Annotated in this window: 24 protein-coding genes and 1 other RNA gene; 7 read left to right on the top strand and 18 right to left on the bottom strand. The window is 60.4% G+C overall.

The window, feature by feature from the left end; genetic code table 11:
• The first annotated feature begins 86 nt into the window (after positions 1 to 86).
• Positions 87 to 155, top strand: an RNA gene (locus tag KI237_RS03375) — hammerhead ribozyme type II.
• A gap of 402 nt (positions 156 to 557) precedes the next feature.
• Here KI237_RS03375 and KI237_RS03370 read toward each other — a convergent pair.
• The 11 genes from KI237_RS03370 to KI237_RS03320 form a co-directional block, all read right to left on the bottom strand.
• Positions 558 to 917, bottom strand: a complete 360-nt coding sequence (locus tag KI237_RS03370) for a DUF6124 family protein (protein ID WP_212798801.1) — start codon at positions 915 to 917, stop codon at positions 558 to 560.
• 650 nt (positions 918 to 1,567) lie between these two features.
• Complete coding sequence (locus KI237_RS03365) at positions 1,568 to 2,842, bottom strand: glycoside hydrolase family 68 protein (RefSeq protein ID WP_212798800.1); 1,275 nt, start codon at positions 2,840 to 2,842, stop codon at positions 1,568 to 1,570.
• A gap of 730 nt (positions 2,843 to 3,572) precedes the next feature.
• Entirely contained in the window at positions 3,573 to 4,985 is a 1,413-nt protein-coding gene (locus KI237_RS03360; protein ID WP_212798799.1) for an aldehyde dehydrogenase family protein, read from the bottom strand.
• Positions 4,982 to 6,040 carry a homoserine dehydrogenase gene (locus KI237_RS03355; protein ID WP_212798798.1) on the bottom strand — a complete coding sequence of 353 codons (1,059 nt, stop codon included), beginning with the start codon at positions 6,038 to 6,040 and terminating at the stop codon, positions 4,982 to 4,984. The genes KI237_RS03360 and KI237_RS03355 overlap by 4 nt, the downstream gene beginning before the upstream one ends.
• A 251-nt stretch (positions 6,041 to 6,291) precedes the next feature.
• Positions 6,292 to 7,239: an IS110 family transposase gene (locus KI237_RS03350; RefSeq protein ID WP_212798797.1), complete on the bottom strand. Its 948-nt coding sequence runs from the start codon at positions 7,237 to 7,239 to the stop codon at positions 6,292 to 6,294.
• Between the two features lie 482 nt (positions 7,240 to 7,721).
• The gene (locus KI237_RS03345; RefSeq protein WP_212798796.1) at positions 7,722 to 8,159 is read right to left on the bottom strand and encodes an Lrp/AsnC family transcriptional regulator; all 438 of its coding nucleotides are present in this window, start codon (positions 8,157 to 8,159) and stop codon (positions 7,722 to 7,724) included.
• Positions 8,160 to 8,170: 11 nt separating this feature from the next.
• Positions 8,171 to 9,535, bottom strand: a complete 1,365-nt coding sequence (thrC, locus tag KI237_RS03340) for a threonine synthase (protein WP_212798795.1) — start codon at positions 9,533 to 9,535, stop codon at positions 8,171 to 8,173.
• Positions 9,536 to 9,565: 30 nt separating this feature from the next.
• Positions 9,566 to 10,450, bottom strand: coding sequence for a LysR substrate-binding domain-containing protein (locus KI237_RS03335; protein WP_212798794.1), 885 nt, complete (start codon positions 10,448 to 10,450; stop codon positions 9,566 to 9,568).
• Positions 10,451 to 10,509: 59 nt separating this feature from the next.
• A complete protein-coding gene (locus KI237_RS03330; RefSeq protein WP_212798793.1) occupies positions 10,510 to 11,940 on the bottom strand; it encodes an amino acid permease in 1,431 nt (476 codons plus the stop codon).
• Between the two features lie 151 nt (positions 11,941 to 12,091).
• The gene (locus tag KI237_RS03325; RefSeq protein WP_212798792.1) at positions 12,092 to 13,345 is read right to left on the bottom strand and encodes a cystathionine gamma-synthase family protein; all 1,254 of its coding nucleotides are present in this window, start codon (positions 13,343 to 13,345) and stop codon (positions 12,092 to 12,094) included.
• Positions 13,346 to 13,797: 452 nt separating this feature from the next.
• On the bottom strand, positions 13,798 to 14,256 hold the full coding sequence (locus KI237_RS03320; protein ID WP_212798791.1) for a GNAT family N-acetyltransferase: 459 nt from the start codon (positions 14,254 to 14,256) through the stop codon (positions 13,798 to 13,800).
• Between the two features lie 326 nt (positions 14,257 to 14,582).
• On the opposite strand from KI237_RS03320, the gene KI237_RS03315 reads away from it, so the two are divergent.
• Genes KI237_RS03315 through KI237_RS03290 form a run of 6 tightly spaced genes read left to right on the top strand, consistent with a single transcriptional unit; the run spans position 14,583 to position 20,327 of the window.
• Positions 14,583 to 15,206, top strand: a complete 624-nt coding sequence (locus KI237_RS03315; protein WP_212798790.1) for a CDP-alcohol phosphatidyltransferase family protein — start codon at positions 14,583 to 14,585, stop codon at positions 15,204 to 15,206.
• Positions 15,207 to 15,217: 11 nt separating this feature from the next.
• Positions 15,218 to 16,975 (top strand): bifunctional alpha/beta hydrolase/class I SAM-dependent methyltransferase, encoded by a 1,758-nt coding sequence (locus tag KI237_RS03310; protein ID WP_212798789.1) that lies wholly within the window; start codon positions 15,218 to 15,220, stop codon positions 16,973 to 16,975.
• Positions 16,975 to 18,318 (top strand): phosphatase PAP2/dual specificity phosphatase family protein, encoded by a 1,344-nt coding sequence (locus KI237_RS03305; RefSeq protein ID WP_212798788.1) that lies wholly within the window; start codon positions 16,975 to 16,977, stop codon positions 18,316 to 18,318. Before KI237_RS03310 ends, KI237_RS03305 begins: the two co-directional genes overlap by 1 nt.
• Positions 18,308 to 18,763 carry a hypothetical protein gene (locus KI237_RS03300; RefSeq protein ID WP_212798787.1) on the top strand — a complete coding sequence of 152 codons (456 nt, stop codon included), beginning with the start codon at positions 18,308 to 18,310 and terminating at the stop codon, positions 18,761 to 18,763. Before KI237_RS03305 ends, KI237_RS03300 begins: the two co-directional genes overlap by 11 nt.
• 9 nt (positions 18,764 to 18,772) lie before the next feature.
• The gene (locus KI237_RS03295; protein WP_072346316.1) at positions 18,773 to 19,393 is read left to right on the top strand and encodes a lysophospholipid acyltransferase family protein; all 621 of its coding nucleotides are present in this window, start codon (positions 18,773 to 18,775) and stop codon (positions 19,391 to 19,393) included.
• A 1-nt stretch (position 19,394) separates the two neighbouring features.
• Positions 19,395 to 20,327, top strand: a complete 933-nt coding sequence (locus KI237_RS03290; RefSeq protein WP_053125762.1) for a phosphatidate cytidylyltransferase — start codon at positions 19,395 to 19,397, stop codon at positions 20,325 to 20,327.
• Between the two features lie 155 nt (positions 20,328 to 20,482).
• Here KI237_RS03290 and KI237_RS03285 read toward each other — a convergent pair whose 3' ends face one another.
• The 7 genes from KI237_RS03285 to KI237_RS03255 form a co-directional block, all read right to left on the bottom strand.
• Entirely contained in the window at positions 20,483 to 21,640 is a 1,158-nt protein-coding gene (locus KI237_RS03285) for a glutathionylspermidine synthase family protein (RefSeq protein ID WP_212798786.1), read from the bottom strand.
• Between the two features lie 12 nt (positions 21,641 to 21,652).
• Positions 21,653 to 22,354: a DUF1190 domain-containing protein gene (locus tag KI237_RS03280; RefSeq protein WP_212798785.1), complete on the bottom strand. Its 702-nt coding sequence runs from the start codon at positions 22,352 to 22,354 to the stop codon at positions 21,653 to 21,655.
• A gap of 19 nt (positions 22,355 to 22,373) precedes the next feature.
• The gene (locus tag KI237_RS03275; protein WP_212798784.1) at positions 22,374 to 22,802 is read right to left on the bottom strand and encodes a DUF350 domain-containing protein; all 429 of its coding nucleotides are present in this window, start codon (positions 22,800 to 22,802) and stop codon (positions 22,374 to 22,376) included.
• Between the two features lie 15 nt (positions 22,803 to 22,817).
• Positions 22,818 to 23,480, bottom strand: coding sequence for a DUF2491 family protein (locus KI237_RS03270; RefSeq protein ID WP_212798783.1), 663 nt, complete (start codon positions 23,478 to 23,480; stop codon positions 22,818 to 22,820).
• Complete coding sequence (locus KI237_RS03265; protein ID WP_212798782.1) at positions 23,467 to 24,501, bottom strand: ion channel; 1,035 nt, start codon at positions 24,499 to 24,501, stop codon at positions 23,467 to 23,469. Before KI237_RS03265 ends, KI237_RS03270 begins: the two co-directional genes overlap by 14 nt.
• Positions 24,502 to 24,764: 263 nt before the next feature.
• Positions 24,765 to 25,463: a PspA/IM30 family protein gene (locus KI237_RS03260; protein ID WP_057452296.1), complete on the bottom strand. Its 699-nt coding sequence runs from the start codon at positions 25,461 to 25,463 to the stop codon at positions 24,765 to 24,767.
• A gap of 22 nt (positions 25,464 to 25,485) precedes the next feature.
• Entirely contained in the window at positions 25,486 to 26,067 is a 582-nt protein-coding gene (locus KI237_RS03255; RefSeq protein WP_095963446.1) for a YjfI family protein, read from the bottom strand.
• Between the last annotated feature and the right edge of the window lie 142 nt (positions 26,068 to 26,209).

The following is a 26,209-nucleotide window of genomic DNA, read 5'->3' as shown; positions in this document are numbered from 1 at the left end:
CTGAGTCAAGACGTCAGGCCTACTTTACCAACAGCGGATCACGGCACCGCAATAGACCAAGTCTGCTGGGCTGGTTAACATTGGCACGCCGAAACGCACCCAAGTAAGTGCGTCTCTCAGAGGTGGCCTCCTGAGACTGATGATGGCGGGCGCTGTTCTAGGGGTTATAGGTCCTACGGACTTCATTGCAGGTTTTGTAAATTCAGAAATCATCTCCCACCTATCAAATCTCAAAATGGAGGATTTTCATATGGTCAAGAAGGTAATACACGAGGTAATGGCATACGTAAAACGCTTCACGAGCCGCATCATCGCGCCTCTGGAGGCCCACCTCCCTTCCAGGCGAAGCCTGCTGAAGAGCTTGTGAAACTCAAGCGAAAAGGAATCTGAGAAATCACGTTATCGGGTAACGGTACCGAGCCGAATTTGACATGGCGAAGGTCAACAGAGGGCGGCCCTGCACAACTCTGAGAGTTCATTGCTCCGACTCTCGGGCACAAAAAAAGGCCTTGCCATGCAAGACCTTTTTTCATACCTGGGGTAAGCGCAACCCCTTGTTACCTCACCTCAACAATATCCAAAGCCCGATTCGCCAACAGCTCACTCACCTCAATCACCTGCAAAATCCCCAACGCCACATGCCGGCGCGATCCCTCAAGATCAAACGCCAAATCACTGATCATGGCATTGGCCGAAGCCAGGTTTTCACTGAGATTGGCAAGCAGACATTCCGAATCAACATCCGGTGCGATACGGAAGATGGTGTTGGGTTTGTCAGACGTTTCGTTTTTTGGCGTAGGCTTCAGGTAGTAATCCAAAGCCCGGTTCGCAGCATCATCAAGCTTGTTGTTACGAGCAGACTGAGCGCGAGATACATGCTCATCTGCAGTCGGAGGGTTCGGTGTAATTTTTGCCATCGACTTAGGTTCCTGTAAGTGATGCTGCAACCACCTCGCGACTAAACGAGAGGGCGGCAGCTGTGCGCAGGTTAGTCGACCGGTGAACCTAAGAATCCCGGCGCGCCCGGGGGCGCCCTGCGCACAGCCACCATCAATACAGGAACAGCACAGCCTGTCCGACGGGACTTGGTACGCCTTAGGTTGATACGGGCGACTAAACCCGATCACTGATGTTCAGTGACAGGACCCAAACTACCGACGCCCTCCAAGACGCACAAGCCGGCGGATTCTGGCGTAGTTGTAGGCAATGGCGCAAGGCGATGTCGGTCGTGGCTAGTTTCGTGTAGTCACGATAAACAAGTGGCCGGAATGTGGCTGACACACCGCTATCGCGAGCAAGCTCGCTCCCACAGAGAAGCTTGTGTGCCTATGTCGTCGCTGGCGACATGACGACAGAACGTGTCGCCGAAATCAAAAACCGGCGACACGTCAGGCGTTTCATAAATAGGACTGGTGGGAATGCGACTGGCTGCATCCTTGCAGCCAGTCGCGAAGAGGGTTACGAGTCATTGTTCAACATCGCAATCAATCAGGCGGGATATCTCGATCCTATCCACAACGGTTTTGTCATCGACCACAAACCCGCTGCCTGAAACCCGGTATGGCTATTACTTAAGCGTGACGTCCAGCATCGGCGGGATGTAACCGTAGTCGTACTCCGCCACCACGAACGTCTGCAGCCCTTTTATCTTCATGCCCACCGTCGGCGCCTCAGTGCCACCCACACGAATCTGCGTGCCGGTTTCGTCGGTCGGTACGCTGTCGATGAAGGAGGTCACCAGGCCGTTTGGCATTACATAGTGCGAGTAGGTCTGGAATGGCTGGGAGGACGGGTTGCCCAGTACCAGGCCGGAACCGTTCAGCGGCACGTAGGGGCCGAACAGCGAGTCCGCGACGAAGCCGTACACGCCGTCCGGTCCGGTCACGCCGTCGGCGTAGGTGAAGGTATGGCTGATGGTGAACAGGTAGTACTTGCCATCCTGGAACACGAAGTGCGGGCGCTCGGTCTGGTCGTTGACGCCCACGGCGGTCAGCAGTGGCGGCAACATTTCCCAGTCGTCACCGTCGGCGTCGCGGGCTACGGCGATGCCGACGCAGGCGGTCTGGAAGCGCGAGTTGCCGACATCCTCATAACCCGGTGGCACGTCGCCGATTTCTGCTTCTCCTACTTTGTGCGAGCCGCGCTCACCGGCCACGTTGCCCTCGAACAGCATGTACAGCTTGCCGTCTTTCGGGTCGCGGAATGGCCATGGGTCGCGGAAACCCCAGAAAGCGTTTTGTGCTTCGGTCTGGTACATATTGCCGTCGGCCTCGAACAGCGGCTTGACCTTCTCGAAGCCGACCATGCTGACACCGTGTTCGGTGGTCACTACCCGACCGCGCACCTTGACGATGGTCGCGCCTGGGGTGACGGCGGTGTAATACAGGTCCACTTCACCTCGGTCGTTCAACAGGATCGGCGTACCGGCCCATTCGCGAGCGGTCGGCGAAATCCCTTCGGCCATCACGCGGCCACCGAATTCCCAGTTCTTGCCGGTACGAGAGAACCAGTAGTACATCTTTGCCCGACCGTGACGATCGTTCCAATCGCGGAGGATGTCGTAGTTACCGTCCTCGTCGAGGTACTGCGGGTCGTTTGGATGACGATCGGCCGTGAGCGTGAAGATCACCGACCAGCCATCGACGGACGTCACGTTACCGTCCAAATCACGCAGGGGCATGGTGTCCCAGATGAACAGGTCGTTGTTCAGCACCGGGAAATCGGCGCTGACCAGCGGCTGGGTGGTGGTGGGGTCATCCGCCCGGACTTTCAACGCATCAGCGCGGGTCCAAAGGCTGGGTTGATGGGGGGTTGTACCGAATTTTTCAGTGTTGGTTTTCATGAGTGAGTGCCTCGTCCATGAATGGATTCAAATAAATAATGGTTAAGAAGTACTGTATGCGCATCCAGTTGAATCACCTTATAGAGACTTATGCATGCGGGTCAAGCAAAAAAATGCATTTGTGCATAATCGGATTTTTTCTTTGAGCTGATACGTTTCAGCCATGAACGTTTGCAGAAGTTAATTCATGGGGAAATCGACGACGTTGCCTGCACGGTCGGCGCACTGAACGTTACTCAGTGGAAAGCGCGCGTAACGGGGCAACGGGTGGAAGCAGTGCATAGAGAGATGGGGCAACTGAGCCTGCGCGTTCTGCGCAAAGGCCAATGCAAGGTGGGGAGTCAGCGGTTCTGATGATGACTGGTGTGCCGCTATCGCGAGCAGGCTCGCTCCCACAGTCGGGGGGTGTGAAGTGCCTGTTATGGCGGTGGGTCAGTTGTTTTGATCTGGCTGATTGCGCCTGTCACCCTGACCACCGACACGCTCCGTCCTCATACCGATTTTTCTCATCACCTGTTCCGGCAACAGTTCGCCTTGCTCGAAAACGTTCTTGATGGGCTAATTGATGGTCATCTTGGCCTTGCCAGAGTGGGCGAAGAGCATCGCGGGCAAGCCTTGCTCCCACAGGGGATGGCATACACAGGAGGATGGCGATGGACGTGGGGGGCGGCTTGTGCAAAACAACATCGGGCAGGTGACCAAACCTGCCCGATGCCAACGACCTGGCCTGTTACCCCAACGCATTCAAACAAACCACCTTCGGCTGGGTCATTTCCTCATACGCAAACCGCACCCCTTCCCTGCCCAGACTCCCGTATTTCGACCCGCCAAACGGCATCGCATCGAAGCGGAAATCCGACGAATCATTGATCATCACCCCACCCGCCTCGATCCGCCGCGCGGCGCTCATGGCCGTGGACAGATCATTAGTGAAAATCCCGGCATGCAGCGCGTATTCAGGTTCGTTAGCTAACGCAATCGCTTCATCAAACGTATCAAACGGCTGCAACACCACCACCGGCGCGAAGACTTCGTTGCACCAGAGTCGGCTGGAATGATCGACATTTTCCAGCACGGTAGCCGCGTAGCAGGTGCCTTGACGACGGTGGCCGCAGAGTAAGGTGGCGCCTTGTTGCAGGGCTTCGTTGACCACTTGCTCGGCGTTTTGCGCGGCTTGTTGGGTGATCATCGGGCCGATGTCGGTGCCGGCGAGCAGTGGGTTGCCAACGACGAGGGCTTGGGCCTGGTTGACGAAGCGTTCGCGAAAGGCCTCGTAGATGGGGGCGTGGATGAGCAGGCGTTGGGTGCCGATGCAGTTTTGCCCGGCGGCCCAGAAGGCGCCGGAGACGCAGCTGTCGACGGCGGCGTCGAGGTTGCAGTCGCTCATGACGATGACGGGGGCGTTGCCGCCCAGGTCCATGGCGAGTTTTTTCAGGCCGGCGGTGCGGGCAATTTGTTCGCCGGTGACGAAGCCGCCGGTGAAGGAGATCATGCGCACCTCGCGAGCGGCGACCAGGGCTTTGCCCAGTTCGGCGCCGCCGGTGGCGACGGTGACCACGGTTTCGGGCAGGCCGGCGGCGACCAGGTAGGAGACCAGTTTTAGGGCCGACAGCGGCGCCAGCTCGGACGGTTTGAGGATCACCGCGTTGCCGCCGGCGATGGCGGGGCCGAGTTTGTGGGCGACCAGGTTCAACGGGTCGTTGTAGGGGGTGATGGCGACGATCAGGCCCAGGGCTTCGCGGGTGAACCAGCCCTGGCGCGATGCGGCGCCTTCGTAGGCGTCGAAGGGTACGATTTCACCGGCGTTGCGCTTGGCCTCTTCGGCGGAGAGCTTGAGGGTGTTGACGCAGCGTTTGACTTCTTTTTCCGCCTGTTTGAGGGTCTTGCCGGCTTCGTCGACGATCAGCCGGGCGAAGGCTTTGGCGTCGCGTTCGATGTTCAGTGCGGCGTGTTCGAGGATGCTTGCGCGGCGATGGCGCGGCAGTGCGGCGCAGGCTTTCACGCCGCTGCGACCGGTCTCGAGCAGGTGTGGGACTTCTGAGGCGCACACGTCGGCGACGGTGCCGACGATGCTGCCGTCAAACGGGTTGAGGACTTCGATGTGCGGTTCGACGACCGCCAGGGCCAGGCGCGATACGTTCACAGGTTGTGCTCCTGTTTGCGGGTTGCCGATTGGTGGATGTGGATGATGTCCGATAGCAGTGCGAAGGCGGTTTCGGTGCGGCCTGCGCCGGGTCCCGAGACGGTGACGGCGCCAAGCAGTTCGGAGGTGAACGACACAGCGTTGGTGGCGCCGCTGATGCTCGCCAGTGGGTGGTCGTTGCTCAGCAGGCGCGGTTCGACGCTGGCGCTGATGGCGCCGTCGGCATTGCGGGTGGCGGCGCCGATCAGCTTCCAGCGGGCGCCGTCCTGGCGAGCTTTGTCGATGTCGTCGAGGCTGAGGGAGGAGATGCCGCTGCAGGTGACGTCGTTGACGGTGAGTTTGGCGTCCAGAAGTTCGTTGGCGAGGATCACCACTTTGAGGCGCACGTCGTGGCCTTCGACGTCTGCCGTCGGATCGGCTTCGGCGTAGCCCAGGGCTTGGGCCTGGCTGACGGCTTCGGCGAACCCAAGGCCGCCTTCCATGCAGGTGAGGACGAAGTTGGAGGTGCCGTTGAGGATGCCTTCGAAACCGGTGATCGAGCTGCCGGCCAGGGCCTGCTTGGCGAGGCGAATGACGGGGGTGCCGCTCATCACTGAGCCTTCGTATTCGAAGGCGACGTTGTTGCGCTGGGCCAGGGCTTTGAGTTCGGCGCCGTGCAGGGCGATGGGGCCTTTGTTGGTGGTGACCACGTGTTTGCCGCGCTCCAGGGCCCAGCGGCAGAACGAGGTGGCGGGCTCGCCATCCACCGGGTTGGTGAAGGTGGCTTCGGCGATGATGTCGGCGCCGCATTCCTTGATCACCGCTTCGTTGAGGGCATCGACGGTGCCGCCGGGCAGTTGTGCCATGGCGCCTTTGGCGGCGGGCAACCGGGCGAGCGATGCGGCGTCGAGGCCGTGGCGGTTCATCACCGAACCGAGGAACAGGTCGGTCACGCCGACGATTTTCAGGGTGAAGCCGAGTTCGGTTTTCCACTGCTGGTTGCGCTCGGCAATCAGTTGAGCCAATGCCCGGTTCACACCGCCGAAGCCGACCAGCGCCAGTTTGTATTCAGTCATTTTTGTTATGTCCTTGGTCCGGGTGATGAGGTTGTTGGGACCTAGGTTAGGGGGCTGGGGTGGGCAGTGAAATAGGCCAATTTGCTCTATTTCTTGGGCGTTTTGACCAGGGGGTGGGCAAAGCGATAGGGATGAAAAAAACCATGGCGGCCGGCTCACATCCCAGGCTGATGGGCTTCATTTGTGGTGGCAGGGGTATCTGGCAGGGCACACATCACCCTGTGGGAGATTCTATGGTGCAGTGCTACCCCCTACATGCCTTTCGGTAAGTATTCGCTCTGGTTCTTCAGCAGGGCGAATACCACTCGGGCAAGCTTGCGGGCCAGTGCCACTAATGCTTCGGTTGTGCTGAGTCCCCGGGCCCTCAGCGCCTCATAAAAACCCTTCCATGTCGCTGTGCGCCTCGCCGACATCGCGGCGTTGTGCATCAGTCGACGCGCTTCCGGGTCGCCTCGCTTAGACAGGCAGCGGCGCCCCTTCTTTTTTCCCGAGTCTGCTATGCGCAGGTCCAAACCCAGAAAAGCGATGAAGGCATCGGCATTTCTGAAGTCCCCCCGCTGCAATGCCGTAAGTAAACGAGCGCCACTCAACAAGCCGATTCCTTCGATTTTCATGCAACGCTTGAGCTGATCGCCCAAACCGGCATCTTGCAACTGCGTCTGGATTGTTTTCTCAAGCAAGACTTCCAGCCTTTGCATGGCACTTATTTGGTTCTCGAAGGCTGTTTTTAGCAACGGCTCGTTCGCCCAGCTTTGCTTGAGGCTGACACGCGCCTGCACCAAGGCTGCTCGGCGCCGGAAAAGGCTTATAAGCCGGCAATACAGGGGCGATGGTGGAGTCCAGGGGTGCAACTGGTGGCCTTCATTGTTCAAATAGCGAGCCAGCAACCGAGCATCTAGCGCATCGGTTTTAGCGCGAACTTTCACACCTTTTCGGTAATGGCTGAGCTCGTAACCGCCAATCATATAAATCACACAGCCTTGCGCATAAGCCAGATCGGCGAATTCCTGGTGATAGATATTGGTGGCTTCAATGGCGACACTCACCGGTGCGGGCAGTGCCTTGAGCCACTTCTTGATCGCAGCTTTGGTGTTTAGGATCGTTTCGAGTCGATCGGATTCAGCGTGATAAATCACCAACTCGTCTTTGGCGACGTCCACGCCCACGATCGGCTTAGTGACAGAAACCGGCATTGCCATTGGAAATCCTCCGGGCTAAGGTTTGAACACTTGAAGGGTTCACCCAGAGGCGCAGGCTTGTTCCTATCGTCGGTCTAGGCCAGATGCATTCTTTATCGGCGCTTGGGTGAAAGGAGGAGGGGTGAAATCTCCCACGGTCTGTACTGCGCTAACAGTCAGAATCGAGCCTTGTCCCTCCTCCTCCCTTCAAGTCCTACCATACAAGCGAGCTTGCTCGCGATCGCGGTGGATCAGCCAACATCTGAATTGACTGACCTGGCCCTATCGCGAGCAGGCTCGCTCCCACAGGTATTTTCAGGGTTAGGTCCGATGGTGTCAGGGCGCGCTCCCTCGCCACGGGGTTTGTGGTGGCTGGGCATTTGGCAGAGCACATGGCCCATGTGGGAGCAAAGCTTGCTCGCGATCGCGGTGGATCAGCCAACATCTGAATTGACTGACCTGGCCCTATCGCGAGCAAGCTCGCTCCCACAGGTCTTCAGGCTTCAGACCACCGACGACAACACAAACGACGTCACGGTGTTCTCCACCCCCGGCAACGCGGAGATCTCTTTCCACACCTTATGCACCCGCTCCGGATTCGCCGCGCCGACCCGCAGCATCAGGTCGAATTCGCCGCTCATCACATCGCACTGCTGCACTTCGGGCATGGCTTGCAGGGCCTGCAAGACCTCGGCGCCGCGCATGCGGTCGTAGCGGTAGACGAAGATCACCGCGTTGATGTTCGACGACGCTTGCCCGCCTTCTCCGGTGCGCACGGTGTAGCCCTGGATCGCGCCGTCGCGTTCGAGGCGTTCGATGCGTTGGCGTACGGCGTTGCGCGAAAGGTTGACCTTGGCCGCCAGTTCAGCGTGGGCGGCCCGGGCGTTGAGGCGCAGTTCGGCGATGATGCGTTCATCGAGAGGGTCGAGAATTCGCTTCATGGGGCCTCCTGTTATAGGGTGCCGAGCAGTTGATGGAGGGCACCGAGGTCGTCCGGCTGGATGCGATGAATCTGCGCTGGGCCATGTTCGGAAACTCGACGTTGTTGCGCCGCGATGTGGATCCCCAACTCGCCAAGCAACAGTGCCGATTTGGCCGGGGAGATCTCGCCCAAGGTCACCATCGGCGCCACCAGGCTGCGCCGGTATAAGCGCGCCGCGAGCACGCCGGTGGCGGTGTGTGGGTCGATGACGTAACCGGTGTCGCGATGCAGCGAGGTGATTTCCTCCAGTGTCTGTTCATCGCTGACCGCGTACGAGTCGATGATCATCCGCGCCTGCAACCAGAACTCGTTGGCGATGGTCATTTCACCCTGGGTTTCGAAGGTGTGCATCAGTGCGCTCACGGCCTGGTCGTCGTGCCCATAGAGCTCCCAGAGAAACCGTTCCAGGTTGGAAAAGATCGACAAATCCATGGCCGGCGACAGGGTCTTGCTGGCGCGCAACCGCGAGTAGTGGTTCTTCAAAAAGAACTGATGCAGCGCGTCATTCTGATTGGTCGCCACAATCATCTGCGTGATCGGCAAGCCCATCTTCTGCGCGATGTAGCCGGCATAGACTTCGGCAAAACTCGCCGCCGGCACGCTGAAACCGATGGGCCGCTGACCGCCGCCCAGTTGCAGCACGGCGTGGAAATAAAACACCAACTGCGCCATGACGCTGACCCAGTTGCTGGAATTGAAACTGATCGCCTCATGCTGCCTGAACAGTTGGGTGACCAAGGTCTGGCATTCATCGAAACTGCCATCGACGGCCACTTGATGAACCCGCGGATGCGCCGTCGCTTGCAGCTCTTGAAGTTGGTCTTGCGGTACGCCGGCCTCGGGATAAATCACCACCACGTCGGTCTCGTCGCAGTGTTTGAAAGCCTCGATGGCGGCCAGGCCGGTGTCGCCGTTGGTGACGCCAATCACCACCGCGCGACGCCCGCGTTTACGCAGGAAGTACTGCACCAGCCGCGCCTGCAACTGCGCGGCAAAGTCCTTCGAGGAACGGGTCGGTCCATGGAACAATTCCAAGACCCATTCATTGCGATCCACCTGATGCAACGGCGCCAGGGAGCGATGGCTGAACTGGCTGCCGGCCTCCTTGAGAATGTGCTTGAAGTCGGCCTCGGGGATCGCCTCGCCCACGAACGGACGCATCACCCGATAGGCCAGTTCGTCATAGGACAATGTCGACCAGTTGGCGATCTCCTGGGGTTCGAACAGCGGCAATGCGACAGGCACGAACAGCCCGCCATCCTCAGCGATAGCCGACAGCACGACTCGTTCAAAGTCGACCAGCTCGTCTGAACTTCGGGTACTTATATAGCGCATGGTCAACTCCGCAAACTCATATAAAACAGTTCATTTGAAACGATGCGCCTGCTCCACCAGCCAGGTGGAAAACCGCGCCGCGTCCGGGTGCTGTTCGGCCCCGGAACTGCGCACCAGGTAGAACGATTCGCTGGCTTCGATGCGCTGGGCGAAGGGTTCGACCAGACGCCCATCCTCCAGCAACTCACTGACCATCGACGACCGCGCCAGGGCGATACCCTGCCCCAGTTCCGCCATGCGCAAGGTGCAGACCAGCGTGTCGAATTGCATGCCGGTCGAGGAATCGACGCTGTCGGCACCGACCATTTTCAGCCAGTAACCCCAGCCCTCTTCGTAGCCCAGCACATGCAGCAACGGATGCTTGGCCACGTCCGCCGGCACTTTCAGCGTCGCCATCAAGGCGGGCGAGCACACCGGGAACAAGGTGTCCCAGGTCAAGCGCTGCGACACCAGGCCGGGCCACTGACCGTGGCCCCAGCGAATTTCCATGTCGTCTTCGCCATCGAGTTCCTTGACCCAGATGTTGCTGATGTAACGGATGTCGACATGTGGGTGCGCCTGGCGAAACTCCACCAGTTTTGGCGCCAGCCAGTGCACGAAAAACGCCAGGCTGCCGCGCACCTTGATTGGCCGGCGCTTGTGCTGGCCAAAGATCTCGTTAGTGCCCACCGCCAGTCGTGTGATTGCGTCCTGCACCACCGGCAGGTACGCCTGGCCCTCCTCGGTCAGGCCCAGGCCACGGGGCAAGCGCTTGAACAGCGCCACGCCGAGGTGGCTTTCCAATTGGCGGATCTGCTGGCTGACCGCACCTTGGGTCAAAAACAATTCGTCGGCGGCGTGGGTGAAGTTCAGGCAGCGGGCGGACACTTCGAACGCCCGCAGCCAGTTCAACGGGGGCAACGTTTTTTGCTTCATGATCTGGACCTCGTTGACCCCCACGCACCGGGCACGTTTGCCCGCCCCGTCGACGCGCCTTAGAACGCGTCGGACGGTTGTGCCACGAGGGCAACCGACAAGCGTCGCTCGCGGCTTTTACGGGTAATGTAATACACGAAGTAACACCAGGCGATGAACGGCAAGCCGAAGTACAGCGCCACCCGTTGTTCAGGGTCGAAGGCGATCCCGATGCACGCCAGGCTGCAGCACACCAGCGCCCCCAGTGGCACCCACGGATAACCGCGAACGCGGAACTTGAGTTTGCGAATGTCGCCGCCGTTGGCCACATAGTGACGCCGAAAAGCGATCTGGCTCGCGGCGATGCTCATCCACACCACCACCACGGCCAGGCCGGAAATCGACACCAGCGCCAGGTAGATGGTGTCAGCGGCAAACACGCTGCTGAGCAACGAAGCGGCGCCGCCGGCCATGCTCACGATAATCGCGTTGAGCGGCGTGCCCATGCGGGTCAGGGCCGAGAACTGCTTGGGCAGGTGGCCTTGGTCGCTGAGGGTCCAGAGCATCCGCGAGGCGGCATACAAGCCGGAGTTGGCCGCCGACAACAGGGCGGTGATGATCACGAAGTTCATGATGTCGGCGGAGTACGGAATACCGATGTAGGTAAACACCGTGACGAAGGGGCTTTCGACCAGACCGGCCTGCTCGCGCGGCAACAGGGTCGCCAGGACAAAAATGGTCCCGACGAAAAATACCGCCAGGCGCAGCACGGTGGTGCGGATGGCGCGCGGCACATTGCGTTGCGGATCCTTGGTTTCGCCCGCGGCGATGCCGATCAGCTCAGTGCCGGAGAACGCAAAGGACACCGCCAGCAGCGTCATCGCAATGGGCATGAAGCCGGTAGGAAAAAGTCCTTCTCGGGTGAAGTTGCTCAGCCCGATGCTGTGGGCCTGGTCGATGTTCAACAGGCCGAGAATCGCGCCACCGCCAATCAGCAGGAACACCACCACGGTCAGCACTTTGATCAACGACAGCCAGAACTCGGTCTCGGCGAACAAACGCACCGAAATCACGTTGGTGAGGAACACCACGACGGCGAACAGCGCGCTCCAGATCCACACCGGCGTGTCGGGAAACCAGCGCGACATGAGGATACCGGCAGCGGTGAATTCGGAACCGATCGCCACCGTCCACGTCAGCCAATACAGCCAGGCCACGGTGTAGCCGGTGCCCGGGCCGAGGAAGCGCGTGGCGTAGGTGCTGAACGAACCGGTTTCCGGCATCTGCACCGCCAGTTCGCCCAGGCACATCATCACCATGTAGACCATGAGCGCGCCGATGATGTACGCAATCACCGCGCCCATGGGCCCGGCCTGGTTAACGGTATAGCCCGAGGTCAGGAACAGCCCGGTGCCGATCACGCCACCCAATGCCAGCATGACGATATGGCGCGTCTGCATTTCCTGTTTAAAACCGGAACGCGGATTATGTTGTTGTTCTTTTATGGACATGGTTGTTCTCATGAAAGTTGTTAGGGCGCGCATGAACGTCCGCGACAAGTTATTGGGCAGAGTAAAAGTGCATCGCCACTAAGCTTTATTATTATTCCTATTCATGAACGCCCCACTCACAGCCTTGTGGTGGGGTACCAGCTTTCAAACTTCAGTTTGCGGTCTCGACAGGGACTTCATTGAGTTGCGGATTGAGGGTCTTTTTGACGAAGGCGAAGGCCTGTTTCAGATCGTCCAATAGATCGTCCGTGTCTTCGATGCCGACCGAAACCCGCACCAAGCCTTCGGAGATGCCCAGGGCCAGGCGTTCTTCCAAGGTGTTTTCGACGTGACTGGTGGTGCGAGCCGGGCCGTAGATGGTTTCCACCGCACCCAGGTTGCCCGCGCAATGGGCGAAGCGCAGGCGTGGCAGCAGCAGTTTGACCGTGTCCATGCCACCGACCAGGACAAAACTGACGATGGCGCCGAAACCGGACATCTGCGCGCAAGCCACGGCGTGGTTCGGGTGGCTGGGCAAGCCGGGATAATTCACCGCCTCTACCAGTGGTTCGGTGCAGAGGAATTCGGCCAGGGCCCGGGCGCTGTGTTGCTGCTGGCGCATGCGCAGCGCGAGGGTCTTCATGCCACGGATGATCAGGTAGGCCGAGAACGGGTCGAGGCTCGCGCCGTTGATTTCCCGGTAATGGCGCACCTGGGCCATCAGGGCTTCGCTGCCACACACCAGGCCACCAAGCACGTCGCCATGGCCGCTGAGGAACTTGGTCGCGCTATGAATCACCACGTCCACCCCCAAGGCCAGCGGGCTCTGGTTCAGCGGCGTGGCGAAGGTGTTATCGGCCACCACCAGGGCGCCGACCCGTTTGGCCGCTGCCACCAGGCGTGGGATGTCGAGGATTTTCAGGGTCGGGTTGGTGGGGGTTTCCAGGTACAGCACCTGGCAACCCTTGGCGATTTCGCGCTCGAGGTCGTCGTGATCGAAGGTCTCGCACAAGGTCACCGTCACGCCGGTGCGCGGCAGGAACTCCTCGAAGATCTTGTTGGTGCCGCCGTAACTGTCCTTGGTCGACACCACGCGATCGCCATGGGCCAGGAAGGTGTAGAGCACGCTGCTGATCGCCGCCATGCCGCTGCTGAAGGCCACGGCGGACTCGGCCATTTCCAGCTCGCGAATCTTGGCTTCGAGGGTCTCGACGGTCGGGTTGCTCATGCGGCTGTAGATAAAACCGGGGGCCTTGCCCAAGGCGACGTCGTACCAGACGTCGATGTCGTCGTAACCATACGCGGCGCTGGCCACGATGGGGGTTTGCGTGGCGTTGTAGGGGTGCCTGACCTGCTCCCCACCCCAAACCGCCCGGGTTGCCGCTCCCGCATTTTCAAGCCCTGCGCTGTCAGGTTTATTGTTCATTGAGGCTACTCACACTGAGGGGGTGGACGTTGAGCCATCCACCGGATCTGAGGGCCAATATAGGGAAAAGCCGCCGGCCCGAGAAACGATGTTATCGGTGCCAAAGGGGTGGTTTTTTTAATGGCTGGGGACAACGCCGCGACGGGCAAATTACTGATAAAACCTGTGGGAGCGAGCTTGCTCGCGATGGCGGTGGTTCAGCTGCCAATGGTGGTGACTGACACTCTGCTATCGCGAGCAAGCTCGCTCCCACACTGGGGCGGTGTCGCCAATCGGCACGAAGCGCGCCGCCTGGAACAGGTGCACCCGCGTCAGCGGCCCCTCCGCCGGGCAGGCCGGGGACGAACGCGAGACTCTGCCGGGGATGAAAGGGGAATTAAGTCAGGGGACGGACAAAGGATGTAGGGCGATTCGCTAAATTTAAACGCTTGGCGTGGGAACCCCGTCGATGACTATAAACACCGCGCCATAAGCCATTGCTCTTTCCCCCATGCCTCAAAACGCTCCAACACGTCCCAACCCAGCGTGGCGTAATAATCACGTTGGCTGTGGGTGTGCAGGAACAAGGTGGTGGTTCCAGCCTCTCGCGCATGACTGCAGATGCCTTCGATCAACTGCGCCGCAATCCCTCTGCGTCGGGCACTGGGGGCGATGAGCACGCAAGCCAGCCACGGCCCCAGCTCTGGCCGGTCAGGCAGGTCGTTGCTGGCAAGTGAAGCGCCGCCGAGCAACTGGCCGTGTTCCATGGCGATCAGGCACTTCCAGCGCCCATCTCGCTGCCCCGCAGCGAATTCCTGCTGCCAACTGGCGAGGGATTGCTCGGCGAATTCATAGCTGAATTCGCGATGGAGCCACTCGGCCATCTGGTCGCATTTATCCATGTGGTCAGTGAGCCAATCCATTTGCAGCATTTGAAACACTCCTTGTTTATTTGTCTGGGTGATAAAGCTGAAGATCTATTTGCTTGCCGTATCGCCATCGCGAGCGAGCTCGCTCCCACAGGAGTTTCGTTGTTTGATCCAGTGATTGAAACCTCATCGACTGCTCTTATGGAATCACCACGTCTATCCGTTGAGACGTTCCCACATTGGAAGAGGGTGGTTTTCCACCGAAAAATGTCGTTTTAGATGCCTACCCGCGCTCATTCTCGAGAAATACCCGCCTGCAACCCCTCAACCTATCGTAATCTCGCACCTGTATAAGCCCCTGCCCCGCAACCGGCCGAGATCTCACCCCGATGCCCTCCATCTACCAACTCAAACCCGCCTTTCAAAACCTGCTGCGCCCCATGGTTCAACGCCTCTACAACAACGGTGTCACCGCCAACCAGGTCACGGTGCTCGCCGGCATCGTTTCGGTATTGGTAGGCGCGGTCATCGCCTGGTTCGCCAGCCATCCGTGGATCTTCGTCCTGGTGCCGATCTGGATGTTCCTGCGCATGGCGTTGAATGCCGTGGACGGCATGTTGGCGCGGGAGTTTGGTCAGCAATCGCATCTGGGCGCCTACCTCAATGAGCTATGCGATATCATCGCCGACGCTGCCCTGATCCTGCCTTTTGCCCTGATTCCCGAGGCCAGTCTGCTGCTGGTGCTGTTGGTCACGCTGCTGGCGTTGTTCAGCGAATACGCAGGCGTGCTGGGGGCGATGGTCGGGGCTTCGCGGCGCTATGACGGGCCGATGGGCAAGAGTGATCGCGCCTTTGTGTTGGGTGTATTGGCGACCGGGATTGCCCTGGGTTGGCTCGGGGCCCTGTGGGTCGATGGTGTGATGGCGGTGGTTGCCGCCCTGCTGGTTTATACCTTGGTCAATCGGGTCCGTCATGGCCTGAGCCAAGTGAAGGAAAACGCTCCCTCAGCATAAAGGAACTTGCAATGCGCCAAGCTCAGGAACTGACGTTCACCACCCACGATGGCGTGGAGTTGTTTTACCGGCACTGGCCGGCTGTCGACGCGGCGCCGGGTGAACCCCGCCAGGCTGTGTTGTTGTTTCACCGCGGCCATGAACACTCCGGGCGCATTGCGCACCTGGTGGATGAATTGGACCTGCCCGGGTTCGACTTCTTTGCCTGGGACGCGCGCGGCCATGGCCAATCGCCTGGCGAACGGGGCGACAGCCCGAGTTTTGCCACCAGTGCGCGGGATGTGCAGACCTTCTGCGATCACATCGGCGCGGCCCATCAGATCGACGAAGCGGACATCGCCGTGGTTGCGCAAAGCGTCGGCGCAGTGATCGCGTCCACCTGGGTCCACGACTACGCGCCGCGCATTCGCTCGCTGGTGCTGGCGTCGCCGGCGTTCAAGGTCAAGCTCTACGTGCCGTTCGCCCGCCCGGGCCTGGCGCTGATGCGCAAGTTTCGCGGCAATTTTTTCGTCAACAGCTACGTCAAGGCGAAATTCCTCAGCCATGACCCGGAGCGCGTGGCGTCCTACGACAGCGATCCGCTGATCACCAAGGCGATTTCGGTGAACGTGCTGCTGGGCCTGTACGAAGCCGCCGACCGCGTAGTAGCCGATGCCCAGGCGATCCAGGTGCCGACGCAGCTATTGATCTCCGGTTCGGACTTTGTCGTGCACCGCAAACCCCAGGAGCAGTTCTTCGAGCGACTGGGCAGTGTGCACAAGGAGAAACACATTCTGCCGGGGTTCTTCCACGACACCCTCGGCGAGAAGAACCGCGCGCCGGCCGTTGCCAGTGCCCGTCGCTTCATCCTGCAAAACTTTGCCCGACCATTGAACCGCCCTTCCCTGCTGGACGCCGATCGCCTGGGCGTGACCTGCGCCGAAGCCGAAACCCTGGCCACGCCGCTGCCGCACAACTCCCTGCGCGACCTCTACTGGCGCATGACCCGCGCCAGCATGCGTTTTGGCAGCAAATTGTCTGCGGGTGTGAAGTTGGGCTTCGACACCGGGTTCGACTCCGGCAGCACCCTGGATTACGTCTACCGCAATCGCCCCACCGGCACCTCGGCCGTGGGCAAAATGATTGACCAGAACTACCTGAACTCCATCGGCTGGCGCGGTATTCGTCAGCGCAAATTGAACGTCGAAGAACTGCTGCGCCTGGCCATGGGCAAGTTGCGCGAGCAGGACCGCGAGGTGCGCATCGTCGACATCGCCGCCGGTCATGGCCGCTACATTCTCGAAGCGCTGCAAGGCGTCAGCCCGTTGCCCGAGTCGATCCTGCTGCGCGACTACAGCGACATCAACGTGCGCGATGGCAGTGCGCTGATCGTTGAAAAAGGCTTGGGCGATATCGCCCGGTTCGTCAAAGGTGATGCCTTCGACCGCCAGGACTTGGCGGCGCTGGAGCCAAAACCGACCCTCGCCGTGGTGTCCGGTTTGTATGAGCTGTTTGCCGATAACCAGATGGTCGGCGGCTCCCTCGCCGGCTTGGCCGAAGCGGTAGAGCCTGGCGGCTTCCTGATCTACACCGGCCAGCCGTGGCACCCGCAGCTGGAACTGATCGCCCGCGCCCTCACCAGCCACCGTGCCGGTCAGGCCTGGGTGATGCGTCGGCGCACGCAGGCGGAGATGGATCAACTGGTTGAGGCGGCGGGCTTTCGCAAGATCACCCTGCGTGTCGATGAATGGGGCATTTTCAGCGTTTCGCTGGCTCAGCGAGTGCAGTAATGAGCGCCGTCATCGCTCCGGCCCGCGAACCCGCACTGCTGAAACCGGCGGTACTGTGGTTGCTGTTGTTGGCGCCGCTGTTCTTCACCACTTACGGCTTCGCTACCTGGGTCACGTCCCAGCGTGACGATGTCGGTACGCTGGTGTTCGCCTGGGAAAGCCACATGCCGTTCATGGCCTGGACCATCGTGCCTTACTGGTCGATTGATCTGCTGTACGGCCTGTCCTTGCTGTTGCCCTCCAGCCGTGAAGAACTCAAGCGCCACGCCTTGCGCCTGCTCACGGCGCAGGTGATTGCGGTCAGTTGCTTCCTGCTCTGGCCGTTGCGCTTTACCTTCCCCCGCCCGGAAATGGACGGGGTGTTTGGTTGGTTGTTCGAAGTGCTGGCGGGTTTCGACAAGCCGTTCAATCAGGCGCCGTCGCTGCACATCGCGTTGCTGGTGGTGCTGTGGGTCTGTTATCAGCGGCATCTGCAGGGCTTCTGGCGCTGGGTGATGCACGGTTGGTTCGCGTTGATCGGCGTGTCGGTGCTGACCACTTATCAACATCACTTTATTGACCTGCCGACGGGTGCGCTGGCCGGTTGGTTGTGTGTGTGGTTGTGGCCGCTGGATCGACCGAGTCCGCTGTTGAGTGCGCATCTGGCGACGGATCCCGCCCGCCGACGCTTGGCCTTGCGTTATGGCTTGGGCGCGGCGGCGCTGTTCATCCCGGCGTTTGCCTTGGGCGGTGCGTGGCTCTGGCTGATCTGGCCGGCGGTGGCGGTGCTCATGGTGGCGTTGAATTACCTGCTGTTGGGTGCCGACGGTTTCCAGAAGCGTGCCGATGGTCGCTTGAGTCCGGCGGCGCGTTGGTTGCTGGCACCTTATCTGGCGGCGGCGTGGATTAACTCGCGCGTCTGGACGCGCAAGCATCCACAACCGGACCTGGTGGCGGAGAACGTCTGGCTGGGGCGTATTCCCACACCGATGGAGCTGAAAGACAGCGCGTTTAGCGGCGTGCTCGACCTCTGCGCAGAACTGTCCATGGACAGCACGGGCGTCGCCTATCGCGCATTGCCAGTGCTCGACCTGACCGCACCGACCACCGAGCAATGCCTGAAAGCGGCAGAGGCCATCGAAAGCCTGCGCCAGCACGGACCGGTGCTGGTCTGCTGCGCCCTGGGTTATTCGCGCAGCGCCACGGCGGTGGTTGCCTGGTTGTTGCACAGTGGACGGGCAGCGAGCGTTGATGCGGCAATCGTGCAAATCCAGCGCGCTCGACCGCGTATCGTCTTGCACGCGGCGCACCGTCGGGCGCTGGAGCCGTTATCCACGGCACAGGGGAATGTCCATGATCACTGATATGGAACTGCACACCGTGGCGAGTCTGTTGCGCCGGGGGCATTCGCTGGACCAGTTTTCCACTGGGCTGACGCTGCTGGCGGTGCTGCTGGGGTTCGGGCCGTGGCTGGTGGGCGTTATCGATCCGTGGTTGCTGCTGTTGAGTGCCACACTGATCGTCCTCGGCGTGCTGGAAAAATACTGGGCGCTGCGCGTGGCATTCGATGCCGATCTGTTCCAGCGCATGGCTGACAGCAGCCAATCCCTGGCCGAACGCACCTTTAACTTGGACCAAGCCCTCACCTCGCTGGGCCTGCAACCGGCCGAACGCGCCGGCCGTCTCTGGACTGAACGGCGGCACGGCGCGTTGTTGCTGCTGCGTCGGCAGTCGCGGTTGCTGGCCGTACAAGTTGTCTTGGTGCTGAGCTTCATCCTGGCCAGTCCCTGGCTAGCCTTTTCAGGATAAGGAATCCTCATGTTCGAACCCGTGGTCGCCAACCTCATCACCTCCGCCGCCCGCATGGTCACCGGCGCTCGCAGCCTGTGGCTCGGCTGCGCGCCGACGCCGGTGCAGCGGATCTACTTCGCCAACCACAGCAGCCACGGTGACTTCGTGTTGCTCTGGGCCTCGTTGCCGCCGGCGCTGCGCAAGCTGACCCGGCCGGTGGCGGGGGCCGATTATTGGCAAACCAGCCCGGTGCGTCGCTACATCATCAACCGGGTGTTCAACGGCGTGCTGGTGGACCGTGAGCGCAAGGACCCTTCCTACAGCCCATTGCAGCCGATGCTCGATGCGCTGGAAAACGGCGACTCGCTGATCATCTTCCCGGAAGGCACGCGCAATCCGGAGGAAGGCCTGTTGCCCTTCAAGAGCGGGATCTATCACTTGATGAAAAAACACCCCGAGGTCGAGGTGATCCCGGTGTGGATCGCCAACCTCAACCGCGTCATGCCCAAGGGTCGGGTACTGCCTCTGCCACTGTTATGCACCACCAGTTTCGGCGCACCGCTGTGCATCGAAGAAGGTGAAAGCAAAGAGCAATTTCTTGAACGCAGCCGCGCCGCGCTGCTAGCACTGGCCCCGGAGCACGTCTGACATGGATCGATATACTCTGATGTTGTTTGGCGGGATCGGCGCCATTCTGGTGCTGGCCTCGTTGATCGGTTTCATTCTCAGGCTGCGCACCAAAGGCGCGCCGAACTCCGTCATCGACAACCTCAATGCCCGGATCAACGCCTGGTGGATCATGGTGCTGGTGATCGGCGTTGCGTTCTGGCTCGGCAACGCGGCGGTGATCCTGTTGTTCTATGCGGTGTCGTTCTACGCCCTGCGCGAGTTCCTGACCCTGACACCGACGCGCCGCAGTGACTACCCCGCCCTGGTGGCCGCGTTCTACCTGGCACTGCCGCTGCAATACCTGTTGATCTACTACGACTGGTACGGGCTGTTTTCGATCTTCATCCCGGTGTATGTGTTCCTGCTGCTGCCGATCCTGGCGTCCCTGGGCGGCGACAGCACGCACTTTCTGGAGCGCGCTTCCAAGGTCCAGTGGGGCTTGATGATCGCGGTGTTCTGCATCTCCTTCGTGCCGGCCTTGCTGACGTTGGACATCGCCGGTTTTGAAGGGCGCAACCTGTTGCTGATCGCTTACCTGGTGATCGTGGTGCAGCTGTCGGATGTGCTGCAGTACGTCTGCGGCAAGCTGTTCGGCAAACACAAGATCGCGCCGAACCTGTCGCCCTCCAAAACCGTGGAGGGGTTTGTCGGCGGCATCTTCCTGGCCTCGCTGATCGGTGGCGCGCTGTGGTGGATCACGCCGTTCAATCCCTGGCAGTCGTTCCTCATCGCGTTGTTGATCAACTTGTTGGGGTTTGCTGGCGGCATCGTCATGTCGGCGATCAAGCGCGACCGCGGCGTCAAGGACTGGGGCCACATGATCGAAGGCCACGGCGGCATGCTCGACCGGTTGGATTCGGTGTGCTTCGCCGCGCCGATCTTCTTCCACCTGGTGCGGTACTGGTGGACCTGAGGAAAGTCTTCGGCGAACACCCAACCTGTGGGAGCGAGCTTGCTCGCGATAGGGCCAGGTCAGTCAACATCAATGTTGGCCGGCCCGCCGCCATCGCGAGCAAGCTCGCTCCCACAGGGGGGTCATGTGCTTAATCCACAGTTGTGTGCAGGTAGTCAGTCCAGGATCAGGTGCGGCAGAAACCGGCTTGAATCCTTGGTGATCAGGCTGTTGTCTTCCCGCACGCCAATGCCCGCCGCCTGGTCACCAATGACCCAGGAACCGATCAGCGTGTAGCTGTCGTCAAACTTCGGCAGTGGCGCAAACTCCTGAAGGATGAAAGGCGCATCGGTGTAGGGGCCGTCTTCCTTGACGATCAAGCCATCGGCGGTCTGCAGCTCGATGTTGGCGCCTTCCCGGGAAAAGAACGGCTTGCGCACCCAGCCCTTGGGCACCGCTTTGCTCGTGTCGGTATCCAGGTGGGCTGCGAGCAGGTTCGGGTGACCTTTGTTGAATTCCCACAGCAACGGCAGGATGCCTTTGTTCGAGATGATCGACTTCCAGGCCGGCTCGAAAAACTGGGTATCGCACTGGGCAATCGCTTCACCAAACGGCTCGTGGAAGATGAACTCCCAGGCATGCAGCTTGAACAGGTGCGGAATCCAGCGCTCTTCCAAATCGACAAAGCGCCCGTCACTGTTGAGGCCGATGTCTTCGATATCGATGTGCCGCGATTCAATGCCGACTTTTTCCGCGATCAGGCGCAAGTAATCCGTGGTGCCCTTGTCTTCCACTGACCCTTTCATCGAGGCGAAGTAAAACGGCTCCTTGAGCTGCAACTGGGCAAAGGCCTGGTGCAGCTTGGTGTCGATGCTGTTGAACTGGTCGGCATGCTTGGGCAACAAGCCGCGCTCGATGCATTGCTCCAGCCACCCCCACTGGAACGCCGCCGCCTCGTAGAGGCTGGTCGGCGTGTCGTAGTTGAGTTCCAGCAGCTTGGCGGGGCCGCTGCCGTTGTAGGAGAAATCCATGCGTCCATACAGGTGCGGATGACCTTCGAGCCATGAAGTGCGCACCAGGTCGAAGAACGGCGCGGGAATGCTCAGGCGCTCCAGCAATTCTTCGCTCTGCACCACGCGGGCCACGAGGTCCATGCACATCTCATGGATCTCGGTGGTCGGGTCTTCCAGGTCGTCCTCGATCTGCTTGAGGGTGAACTGGTAGTACGCGCTTTCGTCCCAATAGGGTTCGTCGTCGATGGTGTGGAACAGAAAGCCGAGCTGCTCGGCGGTCTGTTTCCAGTCATGACGTTCGGCGCAATGGATCTTCTTCATGGCGCTGGTTCCTCAACCGCCGGAGCTGCTCGAACCGCCCCAACCGCTGCGGGCACTGGACTTGCTGCCGAAGCCGCCACGAGACGTGGAGGACGCGACGGACATCGCCTTGCTGCTCTTGATCGAGTCGGTGTAGCCGCCGTACCGCGCCTGGTTGGACTTGGTAAAGGTCGAGCCACTGGACACCCGCTGGCTGAGGGTCGAGGACCCGTAGTCGCCGCGATCATCGCGGTAGCGGTAGACCGGCTCGGCGTAATAGCTGTTGCGGTTGCCGCTCAACATGTTGCCGATCAGCAGCCCGGTCAGCAGGTTGCTGAAGCCCGAACCACCGCTGTTCGCTTCCGAAGCCGGCAATTGGGCCCGGGCGGCGTCGACCTGGGATTGCGTGACCTCGCCATCGGCGCTCAGCTCGAAACCACCCAGCTTGGGGATGAACTGACCGGACGAGTCCTGCTGGCACCAATCGGGCACAAAGTCGGCATCGCAATCGGCCTGGCTGACGTACGTCGGCGCGATGCGACGATGCTCGGCCATGGCGGTCATGTAGGCGTCGGCGCAGATGTCCACCGGCAGTTTTTCATCGACACATTGCTGGACGGACTGGAAGTTGTACTTTTTCTGTAACTTGTAGGTTTTTTCCGTTGGCCCACAGCCGGATATCGCCAGGGCGACCGACGCGGCCAGCGAAAGCTGGACGTACTTGCTTCGTTTCATCGGGTTCTCCGTGGCGCAATCAGTTCGTGGAAGGCGTCATGCACGCGGCGTTCAACATGCCGACGCTGATGGCCACGGCAGCGATATAGATACCGGCGGCGATTTCACCGTTCTTGATGCGCGCCGAAGCGCCCTTGAGCACCAGGCTGGTCACCAGGAACGCCAGCAACTGGACGACAGCGGCGATCACCGCCCAGACGACGAAGTCCAGCATGCTGATCGAGTAGGCAATCACGTTGCTGGCCGGAATGGCGAAACCGATGAGGGCACCGCTCAGGGCGATCGCCGCCGCCACGTTGCCCGAGCGGATCAGCTCGAACTCTTTGTGCGGCGTCACGTGGATGTAGATGAACTGAAACAGCGCGAACAGCACGGCGGCGCCGAGGATGTACAGGGCAAAGCCGAACACCGCGGCCTTGTTCAGGGAAATGGAGAGCGCTTCAAGCATGGACTTGTTCCTTATTCAAAGAGTGTTCAGGTCAGTGGTGTACAGCGAAATACCCAGCGAAGTGCTCAGGCTGACGGTGCCTTCGGCGTCCTCTTCGACGGAGAACAGCAAGAACTCCCGGCGATCCGTCAGGCCGGTGTCGCGGGCGTACAGCATCGAACGGTGCTCGACGCTGTAGGATTCATCCGGATTGCTCACGCGCTCGCTCAACCCCACCAGTTCTGTCTGGCCAGCCTCGGTGCCCCATTCGCGGGTGTACTCGACGCCGTCGTGGGTGTAGGTCGGCAAGCCGATCAGGCTTTCAGGGCCGGCCAGGCGACGCAACTCCGCTTCACTGTTGATCGTGACGTAGCTTTGGTAGTTGAACAGGATCACCGACTCGACCTGCCCGGCGATGTCGCCGCTGGTGTGCACTTGCAGCCAGTAGTCTTCGTCGTTCATGTAGCAGCGCGACAGCCAGTTCGACTGCCCGAGGTCGACGATGCCCAGGCTCCAGATCTGTTGGGAGCCCGGGATGACCACGCTGCTGTTGCCGTCGAGCAACAACTTGAGCGTGGAGTCGAACATGACCTGCTTGCCGGATGCCAGGCCCAGCGGCCCGGTGATAGGCGAGTTATGGCTGGCCGTCGTGTTCGCATTCGGGGCCTCAAGCCCCATCAACTGTTTAAACCACCCCATGGGAAATTTCCTTGAGACGCGTGGAGGCGATATAGAAGAGTTCTCCGCCCACGACGCGGGTGGCGCCGGGCGGGTTGATCGACGGGTGTCGGGCGCCCTTGGCGCGGTAGCCGATAAGCGTAGCGTTGTGCTGCTCTTTCATCCGGGCATAAAGGTCGCCGAACGTCGCTTCAAACGCCTCGGGTAGCTTCATCAGGTACTGAGTGGCGCCTTGGCCGACACAGAGCAATTCATTGATGACCACGGACGAGCCCGGGTCCTGGGAGGCACGCACCAGCATTTCGATGGCCATGCTGGAGGTGCATTCCAGGCTCGGCGCGTAGGCGCTGGCGAGGGCGGCGATTTCGCTGTCATTGAAGTGCGCGACCACATGCCCGACGGGCCCCAATTGATTGATCGCCAGCACGGTGGCCAGGGTCAGGTCGTCGGAATGGGTTCGCACCAGCACGCGTTCGGCACCCGGCACGCCAGCACGCTGCAACAGCGCGACGGAGGACAGGCTGTCGCCCTTGATGAACGATGTCTTGCCGGGCATGGGGTTTTCTTCAAGATCGCAATCACAGATGACGATCAGATTGTCATTGGAGGTTTCGTCCTGCAGCAGCAATTCAATGACCCGCTCGCTGGAGGCGCCCTCCCAACCAATGAGAACCGTGTGGCCGACCTTGCCGGTGTAATCACCCTTGCCCTTCATGCCTTTTCTCCATACATCGATAACGCTGCTGGTGGTTTTGCCGATGACCGTCGTCAACAGGGCAATGCCCCCGAGCATGATCCAGGTCGCCACGAAAATTCGCCCGGCGGATGTCTGTGGCAACAGATCGCCATAGCCGACGGTGAGCGTGGTGGTGAGATAGAAGTAGATAAACGTGGCGGCGGCGATGAGGTGTTGCTCGCCCAAAAGCACCAGGCCAATCCAGGCCGTGGCCAGGTGCACGCCCAACGCAATGGCCAGGCCCGCCCAGCCGAACCGGTGGAAGAACGACGAAGCGTACGAACGCAACAAAAGGAAAATCGACATTTCGTCCCTGACTCCGTGGGGCTTGGTTCCTGGCGGGACCATCGCTCTGGCGTCTGAGTGCCGAGCGTAGTGGCCGGACAGCATTAAACCTGTTGCGGGGCTCGGATAAAAGTACCCACGCCACAATTAAATCCAAGGTGTCGGACACCATTGTGGCGAGGGAGCTTGCTCCCGCTGGGGGGCGAAGCGGCCCCAGAAAATGGGACTGCTGCGCAGTCCAGCGGGAGCAAGCTCCCTCGCCACGGGTTCGGTGCGTTCAGCGATTACTCAGCCGATTTTTTCTTCAGGCGTTCCAGGATCGCATTGGCACTGCCTTCGTTCGGCGTGATGCCGGCATCGCGCAGTTTGCGTTCCAGGTCGGAGCCGGTCGAAGCGTCGGCCAGTTCGTCCTGGGCTTGCAGCTCGGCGGCACGTTGCTGTTGCTTGGCCTGCAGGCGGTTGAGCGTACCGACCGCGGTTTCCAGTTTGCCATTGGCACCGCCACTGGCGATCGAGGCACTGACCTGGGCCTTCTGCACGCTTTCACGGGCCTTGGCCATGTCCACCTGCTGACGCAGGCTCTTGATGCGGCTTTCGGCCTTGGTGATGTCCTTGCGCATGTTGTCGGCGTAACCGCCAAACTCAGTCGCGTGCTTCTGCTCGGCGTCCAGTTCGTTGGTCAGGGTCGAAATGGCTTCGGCCACTTCCAGCGCCAGGTCTTCGCGGTTGGCCTGGATCGCGGCCAGGGCCTTGGCTTCCAGGTCCTTGATCTTGGCGTTGTATTCACCGACGCGATCGGTCGCCAGCTTGTGCTTGGCCATGATGGTGACCAGCTCACGCTTGGCATTGGCCAGCGCGCTGTCGGCATCGCGAATTTCCTGGTCGAGGATGCGCAGGGCTTGTTGGTCGACGATCGATTCGCCGACTTCGCTGGCACCGCCACGCAGTGCGGTAAACAACTTGCTCCAGATGGACTGAGTCATTGGATGGTTCCTGTTCGGCGAATTAGATGAAGAAGCGTTCGAAGGCTTCGCTGGCGCGCTGGACGTTGTCGACGAGGGTTTTGACCTCGGTCACGACGTTGGTCAGGCTGGAATCGGAGCTCAAGGCGCCGAACATGTTGTAGACGACCTGTCCGTTGGGCATGGTCTCGATGCCGATGGACGACAGCGGGAACATTTCCCGGCTGCGCAGCACGGCGTCGTTGAAGGCCGCCACATCGTTGATCGACTCGACGTCCACCAGGACGGTGTCGACGATGATCTGGTCGCCCACCACGGCGATGTAAATCGGCAAGCCACCGAAGTCGTTCATTTCCAGCTTGATGCTGGACTCCGAGCCTTGGACGAGGGAAAGGGTGATGTCGTTCGCGACCACATCGTCCAGGGCCTGAAGGGCGCTGTAGAGGCGATCGATGTTCCAGTTATTACCTGCGCTCATGTAATCCTCCGACATGAATGAGCCAGCCAGAATCGGTTGGCGTAGCTGTTTCTCCATTTGCTTGAGCAGGCTTCGGTTTTCGGGAAGCACCCAAGTCTCGTGTTTCACATACCCGGCGGCACTCAGGCCCGCGCGCATCTGCTTCATGTAGAAGCTCGATGGTTTTTTCGCGGCGGGTTTGGAGCGCTCTCCCGTGCGGCTCGCTGTATCAGTCACAGACCCGTCAGGCGGATCTGATGGAGCGCTGGTTGGCATGGTACTGACCCCACTGTGAAAAACTCACGCGTGA

Origin of the sequence: Pseudomonas sp. St316, assembly GCF_018325905.1 — a bacterium.
Lineage (GTDB): Bacteria > Pseudomonadota > Gammaproteobacteria > Pseudomonadales > Pseudomonadaceae > Aquipseudomonas.
This window is presented reverse-complemented; position numbering and strand designations above follow the sequence as displayed.